We start from the raw sequence: 25,138 nt of genomic DNA, 5'->3' as shown, positions 1-25,138 counted from the left end.
CGGGGCGCCCCGGCCGGGACCGGGTCGCTCAGTAGCGCGGGGCGCCCCGGCCGCGCTGCACCGCCGGGCCGCGCCGGTCCCGGGCGCGCCAGCAGCCGCTGTGCCAGTGCCGCCGGTCGGTCAGGTCACCCAGGCCGTCCGCCGGCCAGGCCACCAGGTGCGCCACCCCGGGTGGGATCTCCTGGTTGCAACCGGGGCAGCGGTACGTCTTGACCGACGCGTTCGCGCCGATGCCGCGTACCTGCCAGGCGCCGTCGGTCCACTGCTGCACCGAGGCGACGCCCTGCCGGACCCGGTCGGCGTCCAGGTTGGCGTTCTCGTCCCGGCGAGGGCGATTGCGACGGGGGCTCACAGTCACCAAGCGTACGTCCGGTGGGTGCGGCCGCCCGGGGCGGTCACCAGGTCGCGGGCCGGTCCAGGTGTTCGGCGACCTGCACCCCGCCCAGCACCGTCGCCGCGTCCTCCTCGGTGAAACCGCTCTGTGGCAGGCCCCAACCGGCGGTGACGTGGGCCTTCGCTATGTCGAGTAGCTCCATTTTCTCGCCCTGCGGGTAGACGTAGACCGGCCGCCCGGCCGCCGTCGCATTGGGTTCCTGGCGGTCACCGACGATGCTGTGCGGGTACTGGAGCCGCACCTCCATCGAGCGATCCCCGCGCCCGTCGACGATCAGCGAGACGTCCAGCGCGTCCGGGAGGTCGGTCACGGTGACCTTGCATCCGGCGCTCCACGCCCCCGCCGGCAACGCGGTGAGCCGCATCGGGGCGCTGCACCGGTGCGCCACATCCAGCCGCAGCGCGCTCCTGGCCGCCTGCAGCGCCGCGTCGGTAGGAGCCACCGTGCGCAGGCGGGCGAAGAGGCCGGGCAGCGGCTGCCACCGCAGCACCCAGATCGGATCAACGCCATCCGCCATGGAGAACCGCGTCAACTCACCGTCATAGGGCGGTATCGCCACTGCCGGGATCAGCCTGTCACTCTCCAGGTGAACCTCCTCGGCCACGCCGGCGCTGCGGGCGAGGTGGAAACTGACCGGCGCGGAGCCACCCAGCTCCAGCTGGGCGCTCTCCAGACCATCCGCCGATCGCCAGCTCAGGTAGCGAGCGCGGGCCGGGTCGACGCCAAAGTGCAGCAGACCGGGGTCCTTTCCGACCAGATCAGGTCGGGCGAGTGCGCCTGGCACCCCGGGCGCCGCCGCCGGCGTGGCCGACCGGACTGCCGGTTTCGCCCCCGTCCAGGGCACCTCCACGGGCAACCCACCGCCACCCGCCACCCCGAGGCCGAGCACCGCCGCGACGCCGAGCGCCGTCCCGCCCACCGCGGCCCGTCGCCGCACCCGCCGGGCCCGGCCCCGGGCAACCGCCGCAGTGGTCAGCCGGCCGATGTCCACCTGGCCGTCGGCGTGCTCCCGCAGGGTTGAGATGATCCGCTGGTCGAGGTCCGTCACGGTCGGCTCCCGTTGGTGGCCGGGGCACCGCAGCGCTCCCGGAGGTTGGCGAGCGCCCGCATCGCGTGGGTGCGGACGGTGACCGGCGAGCAGTCCAGGATCTGCGCGATTGTCGCGTCGTCCAGGTCCTCGTAGTAGCGCAGCACCAGGACCGCCCGCTGGCGGTCGGGTAGGCCGAGGATCAGCCGCCACATCTCGTCCCGGTCGGCCGCTTCGCCGCCGAGGTCGCCACGCTGCGCCCGCTCGGCGAAGGTGTCGACGACCAGCTCACGGCTCGATCGGCGACGCCACCAGGAGATGTTGGCGTTGACCAGCATGCGGCGCACGTACACGTCGGGCCGGTCGGCGCGGGCGATTTTGCGCCACTGCACGTACGCCCGGGACAGCACGTCCTGGGTGAGGTCCTCGGCCCGGTGCTCGTCACCGGTCAGCAGCCGGGCGAGCCGGACCAGTGCCGGACCCCGGCTGGTGACGTACTCCTCGAAGGTCACACTCTGCAGACGCGGTCAACACCCGTGGGCGTTGACCGGGTCAGCGGTGCGAGTGGTCGCGGAAGCCGCGGCGGGTCTTGCGGCCCAGGTAGCCGGCGGTCACCAGGTGCTCCAGCAGCGGCGCGGGCGCGAAGCCCGGCTCGCGCAGTTCCAGGTACAGCTCGCGCTGGATGGCCAGGGAGACGTCCAACCCGACGACGTCGAGCAGCTCGAACGGGCCCATCGGGTAGCCACAGCCCAGCTTCATGGCGTGGTCGATGTCGTCGGCCGTCGAGTAGCTGGCCTCCAACATCTTCACCGCGTCGTTCAGGTACGGGAAGAGCAGCGCGTTGACGATGAAGCCGGACCGGTCGCCGCAGACCACACCGGTCTTGCCGAGTGCGGCGCAGACGGCGCGGGCGGTGGCAGTGGCCTCCGGTGAGGTGCGGATGGTCCGGACGACCTCGACCAGCGGCATGACCGGCGCCGGGTTGAAGAAGTGCAGCCCCACCACGTCGGCCGGCCGCTGGGTGGCCATCGCCACGTCGATCACCGGCAGCGACGAGGTGGTGGTGGCCAGCACCACGCCCGGCTTGCAGATCTCGTCGAGGCTGGCGAAGAGGGCCTTCTTGACGCTCAACTCCTCGACGACCGCCTCGACCACCAGGTCGACGTCGGCGAGATGGTCGAGCGTGGCCGACCAGCTGATCCGGCCCAGGGCGGCGTCCCGGTCGGCCTCGGCGAGCCTGCCGCGCACCACGCCCTTGTTCAGCGAGGTCTTCACCGCCTCGCAGACCTTCGCGGACTTCTCCATGCCGCGGGTCACCGAGACGACCTCGTAGCCGGCCTTCGCGAAGACCTCGATGATCCCGGTGGCCATCGTCCCGGAACCGACGACGCCGACCTTCGCGATGGCCCGCGCACCGTCGGCAACCGCCGACTCCGTGGCCGGCGGCGTCGTCCCATCCGATACGACCAGCGGGGAGCCGGGCCGCTCGTAGGTGTAGAAACCCCGTCCCGACTTCCGGCCGAGCAGCCCCGCCGTCACCATCTGCTTGAGCAGCGGCACAGGTGCGTGGCGGCGGTCCCGCCCGCCGCGCCGGTACATGGTGTCCAGGATCTCGTACGCGGTGTCCAGGCCGATCAGGTCCATCAGCGCCAGCGGGCCCATCGGGAGGCCGCAGCCGAGCTTCATCGCGGCGTCGATGTCCTCCCGGGTCGCGTAGTGCGACTCGAACATGCCGACCGCGTGGTTGAGGTAGCCGAAGAGCAGCGCGTTGGCGATGAAGCCGGCCCGGTCGTTGATGGTGACGTCGACCTTGCCGAGCCTTGCGCAGAGCGCTTCGACGTCGGCGACCACCTCGGGCGCGGTGACGACAGTGCGGACCACCTCGACCAGCTTCATCACCGGGGCCGGGTTGAAGAAGTGGATGCCGATCACCTGGTTGGGGCGGCTGGTGGCCACCGAGATCTCGGTGACGCTCAGCGACGAGGTGTTGGTGGCGAGGATCGTCTCCGGTCGGCAGACCCGGTCCAGCTCGGCGAAGATCCGCTGCTTGAGGTCCAGGTGCTCGGGCACCGCCTCGATGACCAGGTCGACGGAGTGCAGCGCGGCCAGGCCGACCGCGAAGTGCACCCGCTCGTGCAGTGCGTCGCGGTCCGCCTCGGCGAGCTTGCCCTTGGCGACCGCCCGGTCGGTGGAACCCTTCAGGGTGGCCCGGCCACGTTCCAACGCCGGCGCGGAGATCTCCACGGCCACCACGTCGATGCCGTTGCGGGCGAAGACCTCGACGATGCCGGCACCCATGGTGCCCAGCCCCACCACGCCAACGGTGCTGAACTCGCGCGCCACGACCGGCCTCCCCAGAGACTCCGCACGGCCACTGAACGGCCGCTAAGGTTATGCGCGCGAGTCTGCCACCTGACGGTGAGTTGTCGAGACGCCGTGGCATATTTCACCGACGGCGCGGCAGCCGCTACGCGGCCGAGAACCGGTCCGCCTATCCGGCCGCCGACAGGCTGGTCAGGGCCAACAACTCCGCGACGAACTCCGCCGGGCGCTCCAGGTGCGGGCTGTGACCGCAACCGGGCAGCACCACCTCGTGGTACGCGCCGCCGGCCGCCGCGTACCTGTCGAGCACCGCCCGGGTCTGGCCGACCATCGGCTGCGGTGGGCAGGCGTCCGCGCCGGGCCAGCCGGGGACGAGATCCAGCGAACCCAGGTACGCCAGGTCGAAGAGCGAGGTGTCTGAGACGATGACGTCGACGTCCCCGCGTACCCAGGTGACCTGTGGTTTCTCGGCGACGGCCACCAGCTCGTCGGCGAGCCGGAACCAGGTCGGCGCGAGCGCGTTGAGCACCCCGCGCTCCCCCGGCGCGGTGCCCGGCCAGTTCTCCGACGGCACCGCCGTGCCCGGGTAGTTGTCGTCCCCGGTGGCGGTGGAGAGCACGGTGTCCAGCAGCAGGTCCTCGTCCGCGCCCAGCGAGGCGGGATCGGCCACGTAGGTGGCACGCAGCACGGCGCGCGGGCTGGCCGGCGCGTCCGCGCTCCGGTCGCCGGCCGCGAGCCGGGCGACGAAGTCCGGGTTCGCCGTGCCGGCGCCGGTGCCGGCGAAGTCGGCTGTGGTCGGCGTGCCGGTCAGGTCGCGGGTGCCGCCGAAGCCGTACGGGGAGACCGGCGCGGCGAGCAGCAACGCCCCCACCCGGTGCGGATGGTCGACCAGCAGGCGCATCGCGACCCCACCGCCGAGGGAGTGCCCGACCACCACCGGTTGCGCGTCGGCGTCGAAGAGCGTGGGGTCGTCCAGCAGGGCGGCCACGTCGTCGGCGAAGTCCCGCAGGCCCCGGGTGGCGTCCACCGGGGCCGTCGCGGAGTCGCCGTACCCCCGCAGGTCGGGGGCCACCACCCGCAATGTCGGTGGCAGACGCCGGACCAGCGGCTCCCAGAACAGCGCGGACGAGCAGTTGCCGTGGATCAGCAGCACCGGCGTGCCGTCCGACGGGCCGGCCACCCGTACCGCCTGGGTGATGCCGTTCGCCGTCACGGTCCTTTGCTCGGTTTCCATCCGCGGCATGCTGCCACGGGTGTCTCCGCCGGTCCAGGTGTCGGACCGCCACCCAACGGCGCTGCCCGGTGTGGCCGATCGCCAGGCGGTCAGCGACGCGTGCCCGGCGGCGCGGCCAGCGGTAGCGGCAGCGTCGGTCGAACGTCGCGCCGGGACGGGCCGAAGCTCAGCCCCACCGGATCGGTGAGCGCCACCCCGGGGTCGAACAGGCGCAGCTCGGTACGGCCCAGCCGGATCACGTCACCGTCGGAGAGTCGTTCCACCTCGGTGATTCGCCGGTCGTTGAGCCAGGTGCCGTTGGTGGAGCCCAGGTCCCGCAGGGACGGGCCCTCCGGCGCCAACCACACCTCGGCGTGGCGACGGCTCAGGTGCGGGTCGTTGATGACCACCTGACCGGTCGGCGCGCGGCCGATCACCTGCGGTTCGGCTCGTACGCGAAAACTCGCGCCGCGCATCGGTCCACCCGCGACCGTCAACAGCGGCATCAGTTCCGGATGTTCCTCCATGGACAGTCAGCCCTTCCCACCCCACACCGTCACTCCGCGCGTCAGCCTGCCATCAGACGGTAGTCGTCAATACCGACCGGCCGGTCAGCCTCTCGTCACCTCCCGGCCACCTGCCGTTCGACGATTCGGGCGGGTCGCATCCGTCACCACCGCCCTGACCTGCACTGATCAACGATCGGTCGGCTCGCTGCGACGCCGGCCTCCCCACCTCGAATCGAGGACCCTACCGGTGAGTAATCTTCGGGTCTAGACTTCCGCCATGACGGCAGTGCATATCCCGGGCGTTCCGGTCATCGACGCGGGCCAGTTGGTTTCCACCAGCCCGGCGACCGGTGCCGAGGCCGGTCGCCTTCCGGTCGCCACCGAGGCCGACGTGCGGCAGGCCGTCGACCGCGCCCGCGCCGCCGGCGAGTGGTGGGCCGGTCTCGGCTTCACCGGCCGCCGCGAGCGGATGCTGCGGTGGCGTGCCCTGCTCGCCAAGCGCATCGAGCAGTTGGCCGAGTTGGTGCACGTCGAGGGCGGCAAGCCGGTCGCCGACGCCATCGTCGAGATCGTCACCGCGATCGAGCACATCGACTGGGCCGCCCGCAACGCCGGTCGTGTGCTCGGCCCACGCCGGGTGCGGTCCCGGCTCATCCTCGCCGAGTTCTCCGCGCACCTCGAATACCAGCCGTACGGGGTGGTCGGCGTGATCGGGCCGTGGAACTATCCGGTCTTCACGCCGATCGGCTCCGCCGCGTACGCCCTCGCCGCCGGCAACGGCGTGGTGCTCAAGCCGAGCGAGTACACGCCCGCCGTCGGCCAGTGGCTGGTGGACAGCTTCGCCGAGGTGGTGCCCGAGCAGCCGGTGTTCGCCGCCGTACACGGGCTGGGCGACGTGGGCGCGGCGCTCTGCCGCTCCGGGGTCGACAAGCTGGCCTTCACCGGCTCCACCGCCACCGCCCGGAAGGTGATGGCCGCCTGCGCCGAGACGCTGACCCCGGTGCTCATCGAGGGCGGCGGCAAGGACGCCATGATCGTCGACAGCGACGCCGACCTGGACGCGGCCGCCGAGGCGTGCGTCTGGGGCGGCATGACCAACGCGGGCCAGACCTGCATCGGCATCGAGCGGGTGTACGCCGTAGACGCCGTCTTCGACGCCTTCGTCGACAAGGTGGTGGCTCGCGCCGGCCAGCTGACGGTCGGGCCGGAGGGTACCGACATCGGGCCGATCACCATGCCCCAGCAGATCGACGTGATCCGCCGGCACATCGACGCCGCGATCGTGTCCGGCGGGCGCGCCGTGCTCGGCGGCCCGAGCGCCGTGCAGCCGCCGTACGTCCACCCCACCGTGCTGGTGGACGTCCCGGAGGAGTCGGCCGCGGTCCGCGAGGAGACCTTCGGCCCCACGCTGACCATCAGCCGGGTCCGCGACGCCGACGAGGCCATCGCCCGCGCCAACGCCCTGTCGTACGGCCTCGGGGGTTCGGTCTTCGGCCGACGGCGCGCGGTGGCCATCGCCCGGCGACTGCGCTCCGGGATGGCCTCGATCAACTCCACGCTGACCTTCGCCGGCATGTCCACCCTGCCGTTCGGCGGGGTCGGTGACTCCGGCTTCGGTCGGATCCACGGGGAGGACGGCCTGCGTGAGTTCGGCCGATCCAAGGCGATCACCCGACGTCGCGCCCGGTCGCTGCTGCCGTCGATGACCTTCGACCGCACCCCCACCGACGTGGCTCGACTCGTCAAGGCGATCAAGGCGATGTACGGGAGGTAAGTGTCGGATAACCGATCATCATGAAGGATCGGCGCATCCACATGTTTATACGCCGTGGTCGCGGCGGTACATTGCGTTAAATGGGCCCCAATCGATTGCGCTACCGCCTTGTCGACAGTGACCAGTCGTGGGCGGCCCGGCGGCGTCAACACCGCTCGGACTGGCTGGCGCGCACCTTCCCCGACATCGGTGACATGCACGTCGTCGACCTCGGCGGCCGGCTCGGCACCTGGCACCGCGCCACCGTCCGACCGGCCCGCGTGACAGTCGTCAACCTGGAGCAGCCGCCCACGGTCGTCCCGGAATGGGCCCACATCGAGCAGGCCGACGCCTGCGACCTGCCGCCGCACCTGACCAAGGGCACCTACGACCTGGTCTTCTCGAACTCGGTGCTGGAGCATGTGGGCGGGCACGAACGCCGCATCCGCTTCGCCGCTGCCGCCCGCTCACTGGCCGACCGGCACTGGGTGCAGACGCCCTACCGCTACTTCCCCATCGAGCCACACTGGATCGCGCCGGGGATGCAGTTCCTGCCGGTACGACTGCGCACCGCGTTCGCCCAACGCTGGCCGTTGGGGCACAAGCCCACCCGCAGCCACGCCGCCGCCATCCACCAGGTGCTCTGGACCGAGCTGTTGGACCGCTCGCAGATGCGCCACTACTTCCCCGACTCGACCATGCTGGTGGAGCGGGTGTTCGGCCTGCCGAAGTCACTGATCGCGGTGCGCACCGGATAGGACGCCGATCAGAAGAGGGTCAGCTCGTCCTTCACGATGCCGCGCAACTTGTCGTAGTCCACGACCACACACCGGATGCCCCGGTCGGTGGCGAGCACCCGGGCCTGCGGCTTGATCTCCTGGGCGGCGAAGACCCCGACGACCGGGCTGAGCAGCGGGTCGCGGTTCATCAACTCGAGATAGCGGGTCAACTGCTCCACCCCGTCGATGTCGCCACGGCGCTTGACCTCGACGGCGACCGAGCCCGAGTTGGCGTCCCGGCACAGCAGGTCGACCGGGCCGATCGCCGTCATATACTCGCGGCGGACCAGGGTGAACCCCTCGCCCAGGGCGCCCGGGTTGGCGGCCAGCAACTCCTGCAGGTGCGCCTCCACCCCGTCCTTGCGCAGGCCCGGATCCACACCCAACTCGTACGAGGTGTCCTGGAAGATCTCCTCCAGGGTGATCCGCAGCTCCTCGCCGGCCTTGTTGACGACCCGCCACACGCCGGGGGCCTCCTCCAACCGACACGGCGGGCTCATCCAGTTCAACGGCTTGTACGCCCGGTCGTCGGCGTGAATAGACACCGACCCGTCCGCCTTCACCATCAGCAACCGGGTGGCCAGCGGCAGGTGAGCCGAGAGCCGTCCGACATAGTCCACCGAGCACTTCGCAATGACCAACCGCACCCGACGAGGGTAGCCGAGCACCCACCGGTCGCCAGCGAGCGGCACTGGCGCGTCGATGCGATGCTGAGACCGTGTTCGAAGTCCTCACCGGCACCGGTCTCGCCGCCTCGGCGGGGCTGAACGCCTACATACCCCTGCTCATCCTCGGTCTGCTCGGCCGTTACACCGACCTGATCGACCTGCCCGGCGGCTGGACCTGGCTCGGCAACGGCTGGGTCATCGCCATCATGGCCGTGCTGCTCGCCGTCGAGATGGTGGCCGACAAGGTGCCAGTGGTCGACCACGTCAACGACGTGGTGCAGACAGTGGTCCGGCCCACCGCCGGCGGCCTGGCCTTCGGCGCCGGCTCCTCGTCGGAGACGGTGACGGTCAGCGACCCGGGGAGCTTCTTCTCGTCCCACCAGTGGGTGCCGGTCGTCACCGGCGTGCTGCTGGCGTTGGGCGTGCATCTGCTCAAGTCCGCGGCCCGCCCGGTGATCAACGCGACCACCGCCGGTTTCGGCGCCCCGGTCGCCAGCACCGCCGAGGACGCCACAAGCGTGGTGGTCTCCCTGGTGGCGATCATCCTGCCGGTGCTGGTGCTGGCCTTCCTTGTCGGCTTGGCGTTCTTCATCTTCTGGTTCGTCCGCCGTCGTTCCGAACGACGCCGCGAACGAGAGGCGGCCCGCGCCGCCGGCTTCCGCGTCTGACGGGCGGGCGGGCTTGGCGGACCGGGGTTTTGCGGGCCGGCAAAAGCCTAGTATCGGGGCAAGAGCCTAGAGGAGGTCGGCATGACCGCAGCGTTGGAGATGCCCCGAGTCCAGGAATGTGTGGTCGCCGCGTGCGCGTACAACCAGTCGGGTGACTGCCACGCCTTCGCCATCACGATCGGCAGCATGGATCACGCCCACTGCCACACCTTCGTCGAGTCGCCCGTCCGGGGCGGTGTAGAGAGCATGATCGCGCAGGTGGGCGCCTGCCAGCGTTCCGACTGCCGGCACAACGAGCAGTTGGAGTGCCACGCGGCCTCCATCCGGGTCGGCCCGGACAACGACATGGCCGACTGCATGACCTACGCCGGCCGCTGACCAACCGGGGCGACGCCCGATCAGGGCAGGTCGTTGGCGCGACGGATCACCGTCACCAGGTCGTCGATGATGCCGGTGAGGGCGAAGTCCTTCGGGGTGAAGACCCGGGCGACCCCGGCCGCCCGGAGGGTGTCCGCGTCACCGGCCGGAATGATGCCGCCCACGACCACCGGCAGGTCCGCCCGGCCGGCGGCGCGCAGCCCGTCGAGCACCGCGGGCACGGCGGCCAGGTGCGACCCGGAGAGCACCGACAGCCCGACCAGGTCGACGTCCTCCTCGACGGCGGCGGCGACGATCTGCCCCGCGGTCAACCGGATGCCCTGGTAGACGACCTCGAAGCCGGCGTCCCGGGCGCGTACCGCGATCTGCTCCGCGCCGTTCGAGTGCCCGTCCAGGCCGGGTTTGCCGACCAGCAGCCGCAGCCGGCCGCTGCCCAGCTCCCGCGCCGTGGCGGCGACCCGCTCGCGGACCGCCGCGAGGCCCGGCTCGCCGCCGCTGCCGGTGGCGCCGGCCAGACCGGTAGGTGCCCGGTACTCGCCGAAGACCTGGCGCAACGCGCCGGCCCACTCGCCGGTGGTCACCCCGGCCCGCACGCACGCCAGGGTGGCCGGCATCAGGTTGGTGGTGGTCGCGGCGTCCGCCCGGAGCCGGGCCAGCGCCGCGTCGACGACGGCCGCGTCCCGGTCGGCCCGCCACAGGTGTACGGCGTCCACGGCGGCCGCCTCGACCGCGGGATCGACCTGCTCGACGGCGTCCGCACCGGCTGCGGTCAGCGGGGAGGATTCGGTCTCGGTGTACCTGTTGACCCCGACCACCACGTCGGCGCCGGACTCGATCCGCCGGCGGCGTTCGGCAAGCGACGCGACAAGCGCGCTCTTGAGGTAGCCGGTCTCCACGGCGGCGACGACGCCGCCCAGCTCCAGCACCTTGTCCAGCTCGACCCGCGCCCCGGTGACGACCTCGTCGACAAGCGCGGTCATCACGTGCGAGCCGGCGAAGAGGTCGGGATACTCGAGCAGATCCGACTCGTACGCCAGGACCTGTTGCATCCGCAGCGACCACTGCTGGTCCCACGGGCGGGGCAGGCCGAGCGCCTCGTTCCAGGCGGGGAGTTGGACCGCGCGGGCCCGGGCGTCACGGGACATCGTCACGCCGAGCATCTCCAGCACGATGCGCTGGATGTTGTTCTCCGGCTGCGCCTCGGTGAGGCCGAGCGAGTTGACCTGCACGCCGTAGCGGAACCGCCGTTGCCGGGCGTCGGTGACCCCGTACCGGTCCCGGGTGATCTGGTCCCAGAGCACGCCGAACGCGCGCATCTTGGCGATCTCCTCGACGAAGCGCACCCCGGCGTTGACGAAGAACGAGATCCGCTGGACCACGTCGCCCATCCGCTCGGCCGGCACCTGACCGGAGTCCCGCACCGCGTCCAGCACGGCGACGGCGGTGGCCAGCGCGAAGCCGACCTCCTGCACGGGCGTGGCACCGGCCTCCTGGAGGTGGTACGAGCAGATGTTGACCGGGTTCCACCGGGGCATCTCGCGCAGCGTGTACGCCACGACGTCGGCGGTGAGCCGCAGCGACGCGGCGGGCGGAAAGATGTAGGTGCCCCGGGACAGGTACTCCTTGATGATGTCGTTCTGGGTGGTGCCGGCGCAGCGGGTCAGGTCGGCGCCCTGCTCCAGCCCGACAGTGCCGTACAGGGCGAGCAGCCACATCGCCGGGGCGTTGATGGTCATCGAGGTGTTCGTGTCGGCGAGTGGGAGGCCGTCGAAGAGCGCCCGCATGTCGCCGAGATGGGCCACCGGCACACCGACCCGTCCTACCTCACCGGTGGCGAGTTCGTGGTCCGGGTCGTACCCGGTCTGGGTGGGCAGGTCGAAGGCGACCGAGAGGCCGGTCTGCCCCTTCGCCAGGTTGCGGCGGAAGAGGGCGTTGCTCGCCGCGGCCGACGAGTGGCCGGCGTAGGTGCGCATCACCCAGGGCCGGTCCCGCTCGGGTAGCCGCCCCGGGAATGCCATCTCGTCCATGGCCGGAGTCTAAGTTACCGTTCAGTAAAAGGAGCTGTGGAAAACCACACAGGTCCATGTCGGGGACGTCCGGGTGCCAAATGGCCGTAGTGGCGCGGACCGCCACACCCCGGGGCACCGCCTGGCCCGGGTCAGGGCGCACACTGGACGGCATGGATGACGAGCTGGCCATCTCCGTCCGCGGACTACGCAAGGCGTACGGCGACAACGTGGCGGTGGCGGGCGTGGATCTCGACGTGCACCGTGGCGAGGTGTTCGCGTTGCTCGGCCCGAACGGCGCCGGCAAGACCACCACGGTGGAGATCCTGGAGGGTTACCGCCGCCGCGACGCCGGCGAGGTCGCCGTGCTCGGCGTCGACCCTGAGCTCGCCTTCGGGTCACGACTGCGGGGCTCGCAAGCTCGCTCCTCGCGCAACCCACGACACCCCGACGCCGACTGGCGTTCCCGGGTCGGGATCGTGCTCCAGGGCACCGGCGAGTTCGACGAGCTGACCGTGGCCGAGGTGATCCGGCACTTCTCCGGCTTCTACCCCGACGCGGACGACCCGGACAAGGTGATCGAGCGGGTCGGGCTGGCCGGCAAGGCGAAGGCCCGGACGCACACCCTCTCCGGCGGGCAGAAGCGCCGCCTGGACGTGGCCCTGGGCATCGTCGGCCGTCCCGAGCTGCTCTTCCTCGACGAGCCGACCACCGGCTTCGACCCGGAGGCCCGCCGCGAGTTCTGGGAGCTGATCCGCGACCTCGCCGCGGCCGGCACCACAATCGTGCTCACCACCCACTACCTGGACGAGGCCGAGGCCCTCGCCGACCGGGTCGGCGTGATCGCCGGCGGTCGACTGGTCGAGGTCGCCGCACCCGACCGGCTGGGCAATCGCCAGGAGGCCCTGGCGACGGTCTCCTGGCGTACCCCGGAAGGGACGCTGGAGAGTGCGCAGACCGCGATGCCGACGGCCTTCGTGGCCGACCTCGCCGCGCGCTACGGCGGCGAGGTCCCCGGGCTCACGGTGACCCGGCCGACCCTGGAGGACGTCTACCTCACCATGATCGGACACGCGCGATGACGACCACGACGAAGCCGGCGACGCCGGTGGCCACGACCCGCGGCCGGCGGCCGGGCGCCGGCGCGCTCGCCCTGCGCCAGGGCCGGCTGGAGATCACCCAGTTCCTGCGCAGCCGGGAGTCGGTGGTCTTCACGATGGGCTTCCCCATCATCATGATCCTGATCTTCGCGTCGATCTTCCACGGCACGATCGGCGGCGGGGTCAAGTTCACCCAGTACTTCATCACCGGCATGATCGCGACCGGCCTGATGACTGTGAGCTTTCAGAACCTCGGCATCTGGATCCCGATCGAACGGGACCGGGGCGTGCTCAAGCGCTACCGGGGCACGCCGATGCCGAAGTGGGTCTGGTTCGCCGGCAAAGTGATCATGGTGGTGGCGATCGGCATCGCCGAGACGGCCCTGCTGCTCGCCGTCGCGGTGGCGCTGTTCGACCTCGACCTGCCCGGCACCGCCGCGAAGTGGTTCACCTTCGGCTGGGTCGCCGTGCTCGGGGTGACCGCGTGCACCCTGTGTGGCATCGCGATCTCGTCGCTGGCCCGCACCGCCCGCAGTGGCTCGGCGGTGGTCACCCCGGTCGCCCTGGTGCTCCAGTTCATCTCCGGGGTGTTCTTCGTCTTCACCGACCTGCCCACCTGGATGCAGCAGGTGGCTGCGCTGTTCCCGCTCAAGTGGATGTGCCAGGGGCTGCGGTCGGTGTTCCTGCCGGAGAGCTTCGGCGCCCAGGAGCCGGGCGGCTCGTTCGAGCTGGGCCGGGTGGCCGTGGTGCTGGCCCTGTGGTGCGTGATCGGCGTGGTGCTCTGCCTGACCACCTTCCGCTGGACCACCAAGCGCGACGGCTGAGCGGCCGACCGGGGCGGGCGTCCGCCCCGGTCTCCACAACTCAGTACGTGTAGAAGCCCTTGCCGGTCTTGCGGCCCAGATCGCCCGCGGTGACCATCCGCTGGAGCAGCTCCGGCGGGAAGAACTTCTCGTCGGCGGTGTCGGTGTAGATGTTCTTCGAGGCGTGCAGCAGCACGTCCACGCCGGTCAGGTCGGTGGTGGCCAGGGGACCCATCGCGTGCCCGAAGCCCAGGCGGCAGGCGGTGTCCAGGTCCTCGGCGGACACCACCCCGGCCTCGACCAGCTTGACCGCCTCCATCACCAGGGCGGAGATCAGCCGGGTCGTGACGAAGCCGGCGATGTCCCGGTTGACCACGACAACCGTCTTGCCGATCTCCTCGGCGAAGGCCCGCGCGGTGTCCAGCGTGGCGTCGCTGGTCTTGTAACCGCGAACCAGCTCGCAGAGCTGCATCATCGGGACCGGGGAGAAAAAGTGCGTGCCGACGACCGCCTCGGGCCGCTCGGTCACCGCGGCGATCTGGGTGACCGGGATGGCCGAGGTGTTGGTGGCCAGCACCGCGTCCGACTTGCAGATCTTGTCCAGGGCGCGGAACACCTCGTGCTTGATCTCCAGCCGCTCGAAGACCGCCTCGACCACGATGTCCGCGTCCGCCGCCGCCTCCAGGTCGGTGGTCGGGGTGATCCGAGCCAGCGTCGCCTCGACCTCGGACGCCTCGATCCGACCCTTCTCGGCGAACTTCTCCAGTGACTTCCGAATGCCGCCGAGCCCTCGGGTGGTGGCCGCGTCGTCCAGGTCGCGCAGCGTCACCTGCCAGCCCGCCTGCGCCGCCACCTGGGCGATGCCGGAACCCATCAACCCGGCCCCGACGACCGCGAGTCGACCCGCCATCTACTTCTCCCTCGCTGCGATTGAGTGCTCCCTGCACCCTAGTCGGCGAGACTGAACGATGGCTAAGTGGCGGTCGGGCCGGGTCGCCGAGGGGCCGACCTCAGATCTCCAGCGCCGGCTCCTCCGGCGTGGTGCCCCGCTCGACCGCCACCCCGAGCGCCCGCAGGTCGGCCACGAAGTCCGGGTAGCCCCGATCGACGTGGTGCACGTGCGAGACCTCGGTGACCCCCTGCGCGCAGAGCCCGGCGATGATGAGCCCGGCACCGGCCCGGATGTCGGTGGCCTGCACGGGTGCACCGGAGAGCCGAGCCCGCCCCCGGACCACCGCGTGATGCCCGTCGGTCTTGATGTCCGCGCCCAGCCGCATCATCTCGTTCGCGAACATGAACCGGCCGTCGAAGATGTTCTCGGTGATCAGGGACGCGCCGTCGCTGACGGCCGCCAGCCCGATCGCCATCGGCAGCAGGTCGGTGGCGAAGCCGGGGTACGGCAGCGTCACCACGTCCACCGCCCGGGGGCGCTCGTCCATCCGTACGCGGAAGCCGTCCCCCCGGGTCTCCACCAGCCCGCCGGCGGCCACCACCTTGTCCAGGGCGACCTCCAGGAAGGCCGGGTCCAGCCCGGTCACCGTCACGTCGCCCCGGGTCATCGCCGCGCCGAACGCCCAGGTGCCGGCGACGATCCGGTCCCCCACCGTGGCGTGCCGCACCGGACGCAGACCGGGCACACCTGTGATCCGCAACGTCGACGTGCCCGCGCCGACGATGCGCGCGCCCATCTGGTTGAGCATCGTGCAGATGTCGACGATCTCCGGCTCCCGGGCCGCGTTGTCGATCATCGTGGTGCCCTGGGCCAGCACCGCCGCCATCACCAGGTTCTCGGTCGCGCCGACGCTGGGAAAGTCCAACACGATGTCCGCGCCCCGCAGCCCGTGCGGGGCGGAGGCGATGACGAACCCGTGCTCACCGGAGATCTCCGCGCCCATCCGGGTGAGCCCGGAGACGTGCATGTCCAACCCCCGCGACCCGATCGCGTCGCCGCCGGGATGGGCCACCCGCACGTACCCCCGACGGGCCAGCAGCGGGCCGAGCACGCAGATCGACGCGCGCAACCGTCGGACCAGGTCGTAGTCGGCCTCCGCGCCCGGCTGCTCGGGTACGTCGATGGTCACCGACCGGGACCGGGCCACACCGCCACGGGCGACCATCGGGTCGACCGGGTCGTCCGCGTCGAACTGGACGTCACAGCCCAGCCGGCGCAGCACCTCGCCCATGATCGCGATGTCGGTGATCCGGGGGACGTTTGTGATCACGCTACGGCCCGGCGCGAGCAGCGCGGCGGCCATCAGCTTCAACGCCGAGTTCTTGGCACCGACCACATGCACGGTCCCGGCCAGCCGGGCGTCACCGTGGACCCGGATGACGTCGACATCGTTCAGGGCCGGATCGCCGGCGTTGCCGGGGCCCACCACCACCGGCCAGCCGGCGGTGCTGTCCGGCCGCGCCGGGATGGTCAGGTCGGGAATCCGTAGGCTGTGCGTCATGGCCGTCCACCTCACGCGCATCTACACCAAGGCCGGCGACGCCGGCATGACCAGGCTGAGCAACAACGAGCAGGTGCCGAAGACCGATCCACGGATCGCCGCGTACGCGGATGTCGACGAGTGCAACGCGGCGATCGGCGTCGCGCTCGCGCTGGGAAACCTCGACGAGGAGCTTCGCGGCCTGCTGGGGTCGGTGCAGAACGACCTGTTCGACGTCGGCGCCGACCTGTCCACCCCGGTCGAGCCGGAGCCGAAGTACCCGCCACTGCGGGTGACCGAGGAGTACGTCGAGCGCCTGGAGGGCTGGTGCGACGAGTACAACGCACGCCTGAGCAAGCTCGACTCCTTCATCCTCCCCGGCGGCACCGCGGGCGCGGCGCTGCTGCACGTGGCGCGGACCGTCGCCCGGCGTGCCGAACGGGCGGCGTGGGCGCTGGTCAGCCACGATCCGGAACGAACCAGCACGCTCCCGGCAAAGTATCTCAACCGGCTCTCCGATCTGCTCTTTATCCTGTCAAGAACGGCAAATCCGGCAGGAGACGTGCTATGGGTGCCGGGCGGCAAGCGCTGAACGTCGACTCTGAGCACCACGTCGAGGTCCGGGTTCCCACTCTGCCCGCCACCACGCGTAGCGAGGCTGACACCTTCGGCGGCCAGGCTGACCAGCGCTTTGATCAACTCCGGTTCCTTGCCGTCGGGATGAGGAGTCATGCCGGGCACCGTCCGGTGGGTGTGTCGCAGCATGCGGGGCAGAGCCGCGTTGAGCGTGATGACTGTGCGGCATCAAGCTGACTCAGAGGCATCAGGCTCAACGGAGACACCGGCTCCACCCCCGGCACGGGCCGAGCCCCGAGCGTCCAGTCCGGCTCGGCGCCGAAGCCGGGAAACCGACCCGGGGAGGCGACACTTGCCTGCACCGGTAACGGCAGGTGATGAAGGGCCGCGCCGGACCGACGCACAGCGGCAACGACGGGTTTCCGGGGGAGCCCCAAGCGCAACCAACGAGCAGCCTAAGCAGCCCGAGCAGCCTCAGGCAGCAGGCCAGTCCTGGGAGGCCATACGCGGCGAGACCGCCCCCGGAGGGGCGGCCTCGAGCCAGGAGAGGAAACCGGTCACTGTCGATCGCGCCATGGCGATCTCCACCGGTGCGTGGTTACTGGTACAGCGGAGAATCACCCAGTCGGCCGGCATGGAGAACCGTTCCTGACCTTCGGGCAAACGGCGGCGCTCCACGGCCAGCCCCTTGCGGGAGAGCACCCGCTTGGGTCGGATCGCGAAGCTGAACATCCGATACCAGCGCAGCTCTTCACCGGCGAACCGGCCGAAGCCGGGCGACCAGCCGCGGCCGTCGAGCATGGTGGAGACCCGGACGCTGAGCCGGATGATGCCACCGCTGCGGGTGACCAGAGCTCGCCGGACGAAGAGGGTCAGAAGCGCGCCGAGGATGACGACGACGCCGATCCCGAATCCTTCGACGATCTCCATCCCCGGCGTGGCTCAGCGGCTCGGCGCGGAGACCGGGGTTGCGCTCTCGGCCAGCACGGTGACGCCGTCGGCGCTCACGGAGAGGAAGCCGCCGGCTACCTCGTAGGCGACCTGCTCGCCGCCAGCGAGCTTGATGCGCACCTGGCCGGGCTCGGCGAGCTGGCCGAGAAGCGGCGCGTGCCCCGGCAGGACACCGAGCTCGCCTTCGGTCGTCCGCGCGACGACCATTTCGGCGTCACCGGACCAGACCTTCTCCTCGACGGCGACGAGCTCGACGTGAAGCTGCTGTGCCACGCTGTCTCCTTGCTGCGGCTATGGATTGCCGAAAGTCTAGCCTGACGACGCGGCGCGCCCAACGCGGGTGGCGACAACCACGCCCTGACTACTTGGCCTTGTTCACGAATTCCGGGTGCTCGAGCAGGAACGGGTCGAGTTGCTCGTTGTGCAGGGCGGTGAAGAAGTCCGGGACCCCCTCCTGGAACTGCTCGCCCAGGTACTTCTTACCCTCGAAGACCCCACCACCGGGGAGTTTGATCATCTCGATGGTGTTCGGGCGGATGTCCTTCAGGGCGAGCCCGAAGTCGACCACGCTGTTACCCCGGCCGTTGAAGATCAGTGACTGGCCGGCGGCGCGGAGCACCTTGTCCAGCTTGATCGGGTTGGACACCACGTCGGCGCTGAACGCCTGGCCGACCATGGCCTTGACGAACTGCTGCTGGTGGCGCTGCCGACCGTAGTCGGAGTCCGGGACGCCGTTCTTCGGGTAGCGCTGCCGAACGTAGTCCAACGCCTGCCAGCCGCTCAGGTGCCGGTTGCCCTTCTTGTAGAGCGCCTGCGGGCCGACGTAGCCCTCACCGCGGGTGTTGCCCGGCCGCGGCTTGCCGTCCGGCTGCTTGTGCTCGGACTTCACGTCGCGCTCGATGTACATGTCGACGCCACCCATGGCGTCGACGATCTTCTGGAAGCCGGTGAAGTTGATGATCGCGCCGGCGTCGAAGCGCTTGATGCCTGTCACCTTCTGCACGGTGGTGGCCAGCAGCTCGAAGCCTCGTGCCGCGTCGGGGTTGGCCCCCGGCACCTTGCTGCCGAACGACATGGCAGCGTTGATCTTCGTGGTCTCGCCCGGGAAGTTGGCCTTCTTGAACTCCGGGATGTGCACGTAGAGGTCACGTGGGAGCGAGAACAGGTAGGCCCGGTCCATCGACGCCGGCACGTGCAGCACCATGATCGAGTCGGCCAGCGGCGCGGCCGTCGGCGTACGCGGGTCGATGCCGACGAGCAGGATGTTGAGCGGACCCTTGATGTCGGTCTTCCTCGCCTGGGCACCCGCCGCCTGGTCACCGAACAGGTCGGCCTTGCCGACAGCCCCCTCGTAGCGGGCCATGAGCACCTCGGTGCCGACCAGCACCGCGCCGCTGAGCACGGTCAACACGGTGCCGAACACCGTGCAGATCCTGGCCCACCGCGGCACACCTCGCCAGATGGACGGCTTGCGGCCACTCTTGCCGGCCTTACCCACGAGCATCTCCGTTCGTTACGCCCACGACGAGGAAGACGGGCGCACGTCGTCGAGAGGTTGCAAAGATCAACGCTCGTTCAGGTGAGCGCGCGGAACGAACCGTAGCTCGGGAGCCTGGGGAGCGACGACCACGAGTAACGGACCGCGACGATGGTAGGACGCGAACATGAACAAAAGACTGCCCCGGCATTGCCGGGGCAGTCTTTTTGCTACGGATCGACGAGGACTGGTCAGTCCTTCATCAGCTCCTCAGCCTTGCGCTCCAGGTCCTCGAGACCGCCGCACATGAAGAACGCCTGCTCGGGGAAGTGATCGTACTCACCCTCGCTGATCTTGCGGAACGCCTCGATGGTCTCCTTGATCGGGACCGTCGAGCCCGGCACGCCGGTGAACTGCTCCGCCGCGTAGGTGTTCTGCGAGAGGAAGCGCTCGATCCGCCGGGCGCGAGCCACGGTGATCTTGTCTTCCTCGGAGAGCTCCTCGATGCCGAGGATGGCGATGATGTCCTGCAGGTCGCGGTAGCGCTGCAGAATCCGCTTCACCTCGGTCGCGACCTGGAAGTGCTCCTGGCCGACGAACTCCGGGGCGAGGATCCGGGACGAGGACGCCAGCGGGTCCACGGCCGGGTAGATGCCCTTGTCGGAGATCGACCGCTCCAGGTTGGTGGTCGCGTCCAGGTGGGCGAACGTGGTGGCCGGGGCGGGGTCGGTGTAGTCGTCCGCCGGCACGTAGATCGCCTGCATGGAGGTGATGGCCTGGCCCCGGACGGAGGTGATCCGCTCCTGGAGCTCGCCCATCTCGTCGGCCAGGGTCGGCTGGTAACCCACGGCGCTCGGCATCCGGCCGAGCAGGGTGGACACCTCCGAACCGGCCTGCGTGAAGCGGAAGATGTTGTCGATGAAGAGCAGCACCTCCTGCTTCTTCACGTCCCGGAAGTACTCGGCCATGGTCAGCGCGGAGAGCGCCACCCGCAGCCGGGTGCCCGGCGGCTCGTCCATCTGGCCGTAGACCAGCGCGGTCTTGTCGATGACGCCGGACTCGGTCATCTCGGCGATGAGGTCGTTGCCCTCACGGGTGCGCTCACCCACGCCGGCGAACACCGAGGTACCACCGAAGTTGCGGGCAACCCGGGTGATCATCTCCTGGATGAGCACCGTCTTGCCCACGCCCGCGCCGCCGAACAGGCCGATCTTGCCGCCCTTGACGTACGGGGCGAGCAGGTCGATCACCTTGATGCCGGTCTCCAGCATCTCGGTCTTCGGCTCCAGGTCCGCGAAGGCCGGAGCCTTGCGGTGGATGCCCCACCGGTCGTCGGCCTCGAACGTCTCGCCCTCTTTGAGGTTGAGCACCTCGCCGATCGCGTTGAACACGCGGCCCTTGACCGCGTCGCCCACCGGCACACTGATCGGCTCGCCGAGGTCACGCACCTCCGCGCCGCGAACCAGGCCGTCGGTCGGCTGCATCGAGATGGCACGGACCAGGTTGTCACCCAGGTGCTGGGCAACCTCCAGGGTCAGCGTCTTCTCACCGCCGGACAGGTTCACCTTGACGTTGAGGGCGTTGAACAGGGCCGGCATGGCGTCGCGCGGGAACTCGGCGTCGACGACCGGGCCGATGACCCGGACCACGCGACCCGTGGCCGTCTTGGTCTCTACTGGTGCAGTCATCACACTTCACTTCCCGACGCGGCCAGCGCGTTGGCGCCGCCGACGATCTCGCTGATCTCCTGGGTGATCCCGGCCTGGCGAGCCGAGTTCATCTCGCGCGTGTACTTCTCGATCATCTCTTCGGCGTTGTCGGTGGCGCTCTTCATCGCCCGCCGCCGTGCCGCCGACTCACTCGCCGCCGACTCGATCAACGCCGCGTAGATCCGCGTGTTGATGTACCTCGGCAGGAGCGCGTCGAGCAGCGCCTCCGCCTCCGGCTCGAACTCGTACGCCGGCAGCAGCCCCTCGGAGCGCGGCCGGTCCTCCACCTGCATCGGACCGATGACCTTGGTAACCGGGTTCTGCGTCATGAGCGAGTGGAACTCGGTGTAGACGATGTGCAACTCGTCGACGCCGAGCACCCCGTCCGCTCCGGCGCCGCCGTCGGCGTCGTCCGCACCGGCCGTGAACGCCTTGATCAGCGTCTCACCGACGGTGCGGGCGTCCTCGAACGACGGCTGCTCGCTGAAGCCGGTCCAGTTCGCCTCGATCGGCCGGTTGCGGAACCGGTAGAACCCGACGCCCTTACGCCCGATGACGTAGAGCACCGGCTCCTTGCCGTCCGCCTTGAGCCGCGCGATCAGCGACTCCGCCATCCTGATCGCGTTGGAGCTGTAGCCGCCGGCCAGACCACGGTCACTGGTGACCAACAGGACGCCCGCCCGCCGCACCCGCTCACGCGGGGTGAGCAGCGGGTGGTCGATCCGCGCGTTGGACGCCAGCGCCGTGAGCACACCGGTGATGGCCTGGGCGTACGGCAGGGACGCCTGCACCCGGGCCTGAGCCTTGGCGATCCGGCTCGTCGCCACGAGCTCCATCGCCTTGGTGATCTTCTTCATCGACTTCGCCGAGCGGATCCGTTGACGAAGAACGCGTACCTGGGCCGCCACGGGATCAGCTCTCGGCCGGGCGGTCGGTCGCGCCGTCGCGGTAGCGGGTCACCGTCTCGCGGTTCTCGTCGCCCTCCAGCGGCGCGGCCGGCGCGTCGTTGACCTTGCGCTCGTCGTCCTTGTTGAGGAAGACCTGCTTGAACTCGGCGATCGCCGCATCCAACGAACCGACGATGTCGTCGCCCCATTGGTTGTCGGCGATACCGGCCAGCACACCCTGGTGCTTGTGCCGCAGGTACTGGAGGAACTCCGCCTCGAACCGCCGAACGTCGCCCACCGGAATGTCGTCCAGCTTGCCCTCGACGCCGGCCCAGACCGAGACGACCTCCTGCTCCACCGGGAACGGCGAGTAGTTCGGCTGCTTGAGCAGCTCGACGAGGCGGACGCCGCGGTCGAGCTGGGCGCGAGAGGCCCGGTCCAGGTCGGAGGCGAAGGCGGCGAACGCCTCCAGCTCGCGGTACTGGGCGAGGTTGAGCCGCAGCGAACCGGCGACCTTGCGCATCGGCTTCACCTGCGCGGCGCCACCGACCCGGGAGACCGAGGTGCCGACGTTGATCGCCGGACGGACGCCCTGGTTGAACAGGTCGGTCTCCAGGAAGATCTGACCGTCGGTGATCGAGATGACGTTGGTCGGGATGAAGGCCGAGATGTCGTTGGCCTTCGTCTCGATGATCGGCAGACCGGTCATCGAGCCGCCACCCAGCTCGTCGGAGAGCTTCGCGCAGCGCTCCAGCAGGCGGGAGTGCAGGTAGAAGACGTCACCCGGGTACGCCTCACGGCCCGGCGGGCGACGCAGCAGCAGCGACACGGCACGGTACGCCTCGGCCTGCTTGCTCAGGTCGTCGAAGACGATCAGAACGTGCTTGCCGCCGTACATCCAGTGCTGCCCGATGGACGAGCCGGTGTACGGGGCGAGGTACTTGAAGCCGGCCGGGTCGGACGCCGGCGAGGCGACGATGGTGGTGTATTCCATCGCGCCCGCCTCCTCGAGCTGCCCCTTGATCGAGGCGATCGTGGAGGCCTTCTGGCCGATGGCGACGTAGATGCAGCGGACCTGCTTCTTCGGGTCGCCGGTGCGCCAGTTGTCCCGCTGGTTGAGGATCGCGTCCAGGGCGACAGTGGTCTTACCGGTCTTGCGGTCACCGATGATCAGCTGCCGCTGACCCCGACCGATCGGAGTCATTGCGTCGATCGCCTTGATGCCGGTCTGCAGCGGCTCGAACACCGACTGCCGGGACATCACGTTCGGAGCCTGCAGCTCCAGCTCGCGGAAGCCCTCGTTGGCGATGTCACCGAGCCCGTCGATCGGCTTGCCGAGCGCGTCGACCACGCGGCCGAGGAAGGCGTCGCCGACCGGAACGGAGAGAACCCGCTCGGTGCGCTTGACGCGCTGCCCCTCCTCCAGCTTGGCGGAGTCGCCGAGGACGACGACACCGATCTCCCGGACGTCGAGGTTCAACGCCACGCCGAGCGTGCCGTCCTCGAACTCCAGGAGCTCGTTGGTCATGGTCGAGGGCAGGCCCTCGACATGGGCGATGCCGTCGCCGGTGTCGGCGACGGTGCCGACCTCCTCGCGGGAGACGTCGGACGAGTAGGAGGAGACGTAGCGCTCCAGGGCGCCGCGGATCTCCTCCGTCGAGATGGTCAGCTCGGCCATCCTCTGCTTCCTTAAAATTCAGGGGCCCGGGATACCTAGTACCAACCGGTCCGAATGGCGTCTGTCAATCCGGGCGCTGTGCGGCAGAGCCGCCCGACTGGGCGGCGCAGCCGCTCAGCCGCTGGGCGGCGGAGCCGTTCAGCGCTTCGCGAGCGCGTTGCGGGTCTCGTTGAGGCGGCGCAGGATGGTGCCGTCGTACAGGTCGGAGCCGACCCGGACGCTCACGCCACCCAGGACGGCGGGGTCGACCGTCTGCTTGACGGAGACCTCTCGACCGTATATCGCGGTGAGGCTCGCACCCAGCCGACGCTCGTCCTCGTCACTCAACGGGGCCGCGACGGTCACGTATGCCACCTGCCGGTCACGCCGGTCGGCGGCAAGCTCGACCAGCCGGGTGAGCGCCCCGCTGAAGGAGCGTCCCCCGAACCCGCTCAACGCCACCTCGACGAGGCGGACGGTGACCGGGCGGGCCTTGTCGGCGAGCAGCTCCCGGGCCAGGGTGGCCCGCTGCTCGACCGGGGCGACCGGGTCGGCGAGCATGTTGCTCAGCGCCGACTGACCGGCCACGACCTGACCGAAGCGGAACAGCTCGTCCTCGACCTCGCCCAGCTCGCCGGCCTTGTCGGCGCTGGCGAGCAGCGCCTCCACGCCCAGCCGCTCGGCGCCGCCGAGCAGCTCCGACGGTGCCGACCAACGGCCGGACACCAGCGTCACGAGCAGGTCGAGCGCGTCCGCGCCGATCCGCCCACCCAGCATGTCGCCGAGCAGAGCGCCGCGGTCCTCGCCGGAACGAGCCGGCTCGGAGAGCGCCCGGCGCAGCCGCGGCTCACGCCGCAGCAGACTCGCCACGGAGAGGATGGCGTCGGCGGTGGAGGCCACCGCCGACGGCTCCGCGCCGCGGACGTACGCGTCGAGGCGCTCGGCCGCGACCTTGTACGACTCCCGGCTGGCGGCCTGCATCAGCGGGCCCCCGTGCTCTCGAGGCCGCTCAGGAACCGGTCGACGGTGCCCTTACGCCGCGCCTCGTCGGCAAGCGACTCGCCAACGATCTTGCTGGCCAGGTCCACCGCGATGGTGCCGACCTCCGCGCGCAGCTCGCGCACGATGGTGGCCCGCTCGGCGGCGAGTGCGTCCTTGCCCGCCTGGATGACCCGGTCGGACTCTTCCCGCGCCTTGGCGAGGATGTCCTGGCGGATGCCCTCGGCGTCGGCCCGCGCGTCGTCACGGATCTTGGCGGCGTCGGTCCGGGCCTCAGCGAGCTGGGCACGGTACTGCTCGAGCAGCTGGTTCGCCTCGGCCTGGGCGGCCTCGGCGCGCTTGATGCCGCCCTCGATGGCGTCGACCCGAGCCTGGAACGTCTGCTCCATGCGCGGGAAGACGAACTTCATCAGGACGAAGCAGAGCACGGCGAAGGCGACCGTGCCGACCACGATCTCCTGCCAGATCGGAATGATCGGGTTGTGGTCTGACTCACCACCCTCGGCGGCGAGGAGGAACAACATGGGTGACCTCCCGGTCGGAAGGGGCGGGATCAGCCGGCCCAGATGAAGCCGAAGGCGATGCCGAACAGCGCGAGCGCCTCGATGACGGCGAAGCCGATCCAGACGTACGGCAGGGTCATGCGCGACGACTCGGGCTGCCGGGCGGTCGACTGGATGTAGGCGGCGAAGACCAGGCCAACGCCGATGCCCGGGCCGATGGCCGCGAGGCCGTAGCCGATGGCGGCGGTGCTGCCCTCTACCGCGGCGACGTAATCCATTAGTGGTTCCTCCTGGTTATCACGCGTGACTCTCACGCGGGACGACAAC

At 70.2% G+C, this 25,138-nt stretch carries 26 protein-coding genes; 7 read left to right on the top strand and 19 right to left on the bottom strand.

Annotated features, from left to right (window positions below; genetic code table 11):
• Positions 1-28: 28 nt before the first annotated feature.
• The 6 genes from ACLQ3B_RS21020 to ACLQ3B_RS20995 form a co-directional block, all read right to left on the bottom strand.
• A complete protein-coding gene (locus ACLQ3B_RS21020) occupies positions 29-352 on the bottom strand; it encodes a hypothetical protein (RefSeq protein ID WP_327034217.1) in 324 nt (107 codons plus the stop codon).
• 43 nt (positions 353-395) lie between these two features.
• A complete protein-coding gene (locus ACLQ3B_RS21015; protein WP_425782396.1) occupies positions 396-1,442 on the bottom strand; it encodes a hypothetical protein in 1,047 nt (348 codons plus the stop codon).
• Positions 1,439-1,933, bottom strand: coding sequence for a SigE family RNA polymerase sigma factor (locus tag ACLQ3B_RS21010; RefSeq protein ID WP_425782395.1), 495 nt, complete (start codon positions 1,931-1,933; stop codon positions 1,439-1,441). The genes ACLQ3B_RS21015 and ACLQ3B_RS21010 overlap by 4 nt, the downstream gene beginning before the upstream one ends.
• 40 nt (positions 1,934-1,973) lie before the next feature.
• Positions 1,974-3,764, bottom strand: a complete 1,791-nt coding sequence (locus tag ACLQ3B_RS21005) for a 3-hydroxyacyl-CoA dehydrogenase family protein (protein ID WP_425782394.1) — start codon at positions 3,762-3,764, stop codon at positions 1,974-1,976.
• A gap of 148 nt (positions 3,765-3,912) precedes the next feature.
• Positions 3,913-4,986: an alpha/beta fold hydrolase gene (locus ACLQ3B_RS21000; RefSeq protein ID WP_425782393.1), complete on the bottom strand. Its 1,074-nt coding sequence runs from the start codon at positions 4,984-4,986 to the stop codon at positions 3,913-3,915.
• A gap of 80 nt (positions 4,987-5,066) precedes the next feature.
• Positions 5,067-5,483 carry an FHA domain-containing protein gene (locus ACLQ3B_RS20995; RefSeq protein WP_425782392.1) on the bottom strand — a complete coding sequence of 139 codons (417 nt, stop codon included), beginning with the start codon at positions 5,481-5,483 and terminating at the stop codon, positions 5,067-5,069.
• A gap of 259 nt (positions 5,484-5,742) precedes the next feature.
• Between ACLQ3B_RS20995 and ACLQ3B_RS20990 the strand changes: the two genes are divergently transcribed.
• Both ACLQ3B_RS20990 and ACLQ3B_RS20985 read left to right on the top strand, forming a co-directional pair.
• The gene (locus tag ACLQ3B_RS20990) at positions 5,743-7,239 is read left to right on the top strand and encodes an aldehyde dehydrogenase family protein (RefSeq protein ID WP_425782391.1); all 1,497 of its coding nucleotides are present in this window, start codon (positions 5,743-5,745) and stop codon (positions 7,237-7,239) included.
• Positions 7,240-7,319: 80 nt separating this feature from the next.
• Positions 7,320-7,976 carry a methyltransferase domain-containing protein gene (locus ACLQ3B_RS20985; RefSeq protein ID WP_425782390.1) on the top strand — a complete coding sequence of 219 codons (657 nt, stop codon included), beginning with the start codon at positions 7,320-7,322 and terminating at the stop codon, positions 7,974-7,976.
• A gap of 8 nt (positions 7,977-7,984) precedes the next feature.
• Here the strand turns inward: ACLQ3B_RS20985 and nucS are convergent, their stop codons facing one another.
• Entirely contained in the window at positions 7,985-8,644 is a 660-nt protein-coding gene (gene nucS / locus ACLQ3B_RS20980; RefSeq protein WP_112584054.1) for an endonuclease NucS, read from the bottom strand.
• A gap of 71 nt (positions 8,645-8,715) precedes the next feature.
• Here nucS and ACLQ3B_RS20975 point away from each other — a divergent pair, with 71 nt between their 5' ends.
• A complete protein-coding gene (locus tag ACLQ3B_RS20975; protein ID WP_425782389.1) occupies positions 8,716-9,333 on the top strand; it encodes a DUF4126 domain-containing protein in 618 nt (205 codons plus the stop codon).
• A gap of 81 nt (positions 9,334-9,414) precedes the next feature.
• Complete coding sequence (locus ACLQ3B_RS20970) at positions 9,415-9,711, top strand: DUF1540 domain-containing protein (RefSeq protein ID WP_124821207.1); 297 nt, start codon at positions 9,415-9,417, stop codon at positions 9,709-9,711.
• 20 nt (positions 9,712-9,731) lie between these two features.
• On the opposite strand, the gene ACLQ3B_RS20965 is transcribed toward ACLQ3B_RS20970, so the two are convergent.
• Complete coding sequence (locus ACLQ3B_RS20965) at positions 9,732-11,738, bottom strand: protein meaA (RefSeq protein WP_425782388.1); 2,007 nt, start codon at positions 11,736-11,738, stop codon at positions 9,732-9,734.
• Between the two features lie 152 nt (positions 11,739-11,890).
• On the opposite strand from ACLQ3B_RS20965, the gene ACLQ3B_RS20960 reads away from it, so the two are divergent.
• Together ACLQ3B_RS20960 and ACLQ3B_RS20955 are read left to right on the top strand one after the other, a co-directional pair.
• Entirely contained in the window at positions 11,891-12,799 is a 909-nt protein-coding gene (locus ACLQ3B_RS20960) for an ABC transporter ATP-binding protein (RefSeq protein WP_425782387.1), read from the top strand.
• Positions 12,796-13,641 carry an ABC transporter permease gene (locus tag ACLQ3B_RS20955; RefSeq protein ID WP_425782386.1) on the top strand — a complete coding sequence of 282 codons (846 nt, stop codon included), beginning with the start codon at positions 12,796-12,798 and terminating at the stop codon, positions 13,639-13,641. The genes ACLQ3B_RS20960 and ACLQ3B_RS20955 overlap by 4 nt, the downstream gene beginning before the upstream one ends.
• Positions 13,642-13,681: 40 nt before the next feature.
• Here the strand turns inward: ACLQ3B_RS20955 and ACLQ3B_RS20950 are convergent, their stop codons facing one another.
• Positions 13,682-14,530 (bottom strand): 3-hydroxyacyl-CoA dehydrogenase family protein, encoded by an 849-nt coding sequence (locus ACLQ3B_RS20950; protein WP_358085700.1) that lies wholly within the window; start codon positions 14,528-14,530, stop codon positions 13,682-13,684.
• A 100-nt stretch (positions 14,531-14,630) separates the two neighbouring features.
• Positions 14,631-16,073, bottom strand: coding sequence for a UDP-N-acetylglucosamine 1-carboxyvinyltransferase (murA, locus tag ACLQ3B_RS20945; protein WP_425782385.1), 1,443 nt, complete (start codon positions 16,071-16,073; stop codon positions 14,631-14,633).
• Here murA and ACLQ3B_RS20940 point away from each other — a divergent pair.
• A complete protein-coding gene (locus ACLQ3B_RS20940) occupies positions 16,072-16,644 on the top strand; it encodes a cob(I)yrinic acid a,c-diamide adenosyltransferase (RefSeq protein WP_425782384.1) in 573 nt (190 codons plus the stop codon). The genes murA and ACLQ3B_RS20940 overlap by 2 nt on opposite strands.
• A gap of 458 nt (positions 16,645-17,102) precedes the next feature.
• Here ACLQ3B_RS20940 and ACLQ3B_RS20935 read toward each other — a convergent pair whose 3' ends face one another.
• The 9 genes from ACLQ3B_RS20935 to ACLQ3B_RS20895 all read right to left on the bottom strand — a co-directional run bounded on the left by ACLQ3B_RS20935 (position 17,103) and on the right by ACLQ3B_RS20895 (position 25,089).
• Positions 17,103-17,558, bottom strand: coding sequence for a DUF2550 domain-containing protein (locus ACLQ3B_RS20935; protein WP_266304553.1), 456 nt, complete (start codon positions 17,556-17,558; stop codon positions 17,103-17,105).
• 12 nt (positions 17,559-17,570) lie between these two features.
• Positions 17,571-17,852, bottom strand: coding sequence for a F0F1 ATP synthase subunit epsilon (locus ACLQ3B_RS20930; protein WP_151491389.1), 282 nt, complete (start codon positions 17,850-17,852; stop codon positions 17,571-17,573).
• 88 nt (positions 17,853-17,940) lie between these two features.
• Positions 17,941-19,083, bottom strand: a complete 1,143-nt coding sequence (locus ACLQ3B_RS20925) for an LCP family protein (protein ID WP_425782383.1) — start codon at positions 19,081-19,083, stop codon at positions 17,941-17,943.
• Positions 19,084-19,307: 224 nt separating this feature from the next.
• Positions 19,308-20,744: a F0F1 ATP synthase subunit beta gene (atpD, locus tag ACLQ3B_RS20920; protein ID WP_425782382.1), complete on the bottom strand. Its 1,437-nt coding sequence runs from the start codon at positions 20,742-20,744 to the stop codon at positions 19,308-19,310.
• Positions 20,744-21,673 (bottom strand): F0F1 ATP synthase subunit gamma, encoded by a 930-nt coding sequence (locus ACLQ3B_RS20915; protein WP_357246359.1) that lies wholly within the window; start codon positions 21,671-21,673, stop codon positions 20,744-20,746. The genes atpD and ACLQ3B_RS20915 overlap by 1 nt, the downstream gene beginning before the upstream one ends.
• Before the next feature lie 4 nt (positions 21,674-21,677).
• On the bottom strand, positions 21,678-23,330 hold the full coding sequence (gene atpA / locus ACLQ3B_RS20910) for a F0F1 ATP synthase subunit alpha (RefSeq protein ID WP_425782381.1): 1,653 nt from the start codon (positions 23,328-23,330) through the stop codon (positions 21,678-21,680).
• A gap of 138 nt (positions 23,331-23,468) precedes the next feature.
• A complete protein-coding gene (locus tag ACLQ3B_RS20905) occupies positions 23,469-24,290 on the bottom strand; it encodes a F0F1 ATP synthase subunit delta (RefSeq protein ID WP_425782380.1) in 822 nt (273 codons plus the stop codon).
• A complete protein-coding gene (locus tag ACLQ3B_RS20900; RefSeq protein ID WP_112584053.1) occupies positions 24,290-24,829 on the bottom strand; it encodes a F0F1 ATP synthase subunit B in 540 nt (179 codons plus the stop codon). Before ACLQ3B_RS20900 ends, ACLQ3B_RS20905 begins: the two co-directional genes overlap by 1 nt.
• Positions 24,830-24,861: 32 nt before the next feature.
• Entirely contained in the window at positions 24,862-25,089 is a 228-nt protein-coding gene (locus ACLQ3B_RS20895) for an ATP synthase F0 subunit C (protein WP_074314047.1), read from the bottom strand.
• Positions 25,090-25,138 lie beyond the last annotated feature (49 nt).

Origin of the sequence: Micromonospora sp. DT53 (assembly GCF_049841535.1) — a bacterium.
Classification (GTDB): domain Bacteria; phylum Actinomycetota; class Actinomycetes; order Mycobacteriales; family Micromonosporaceae; genus Micromonospora.
This window is presented reverse-complemented; position numbering and strand designations above follow the sequence as displayed.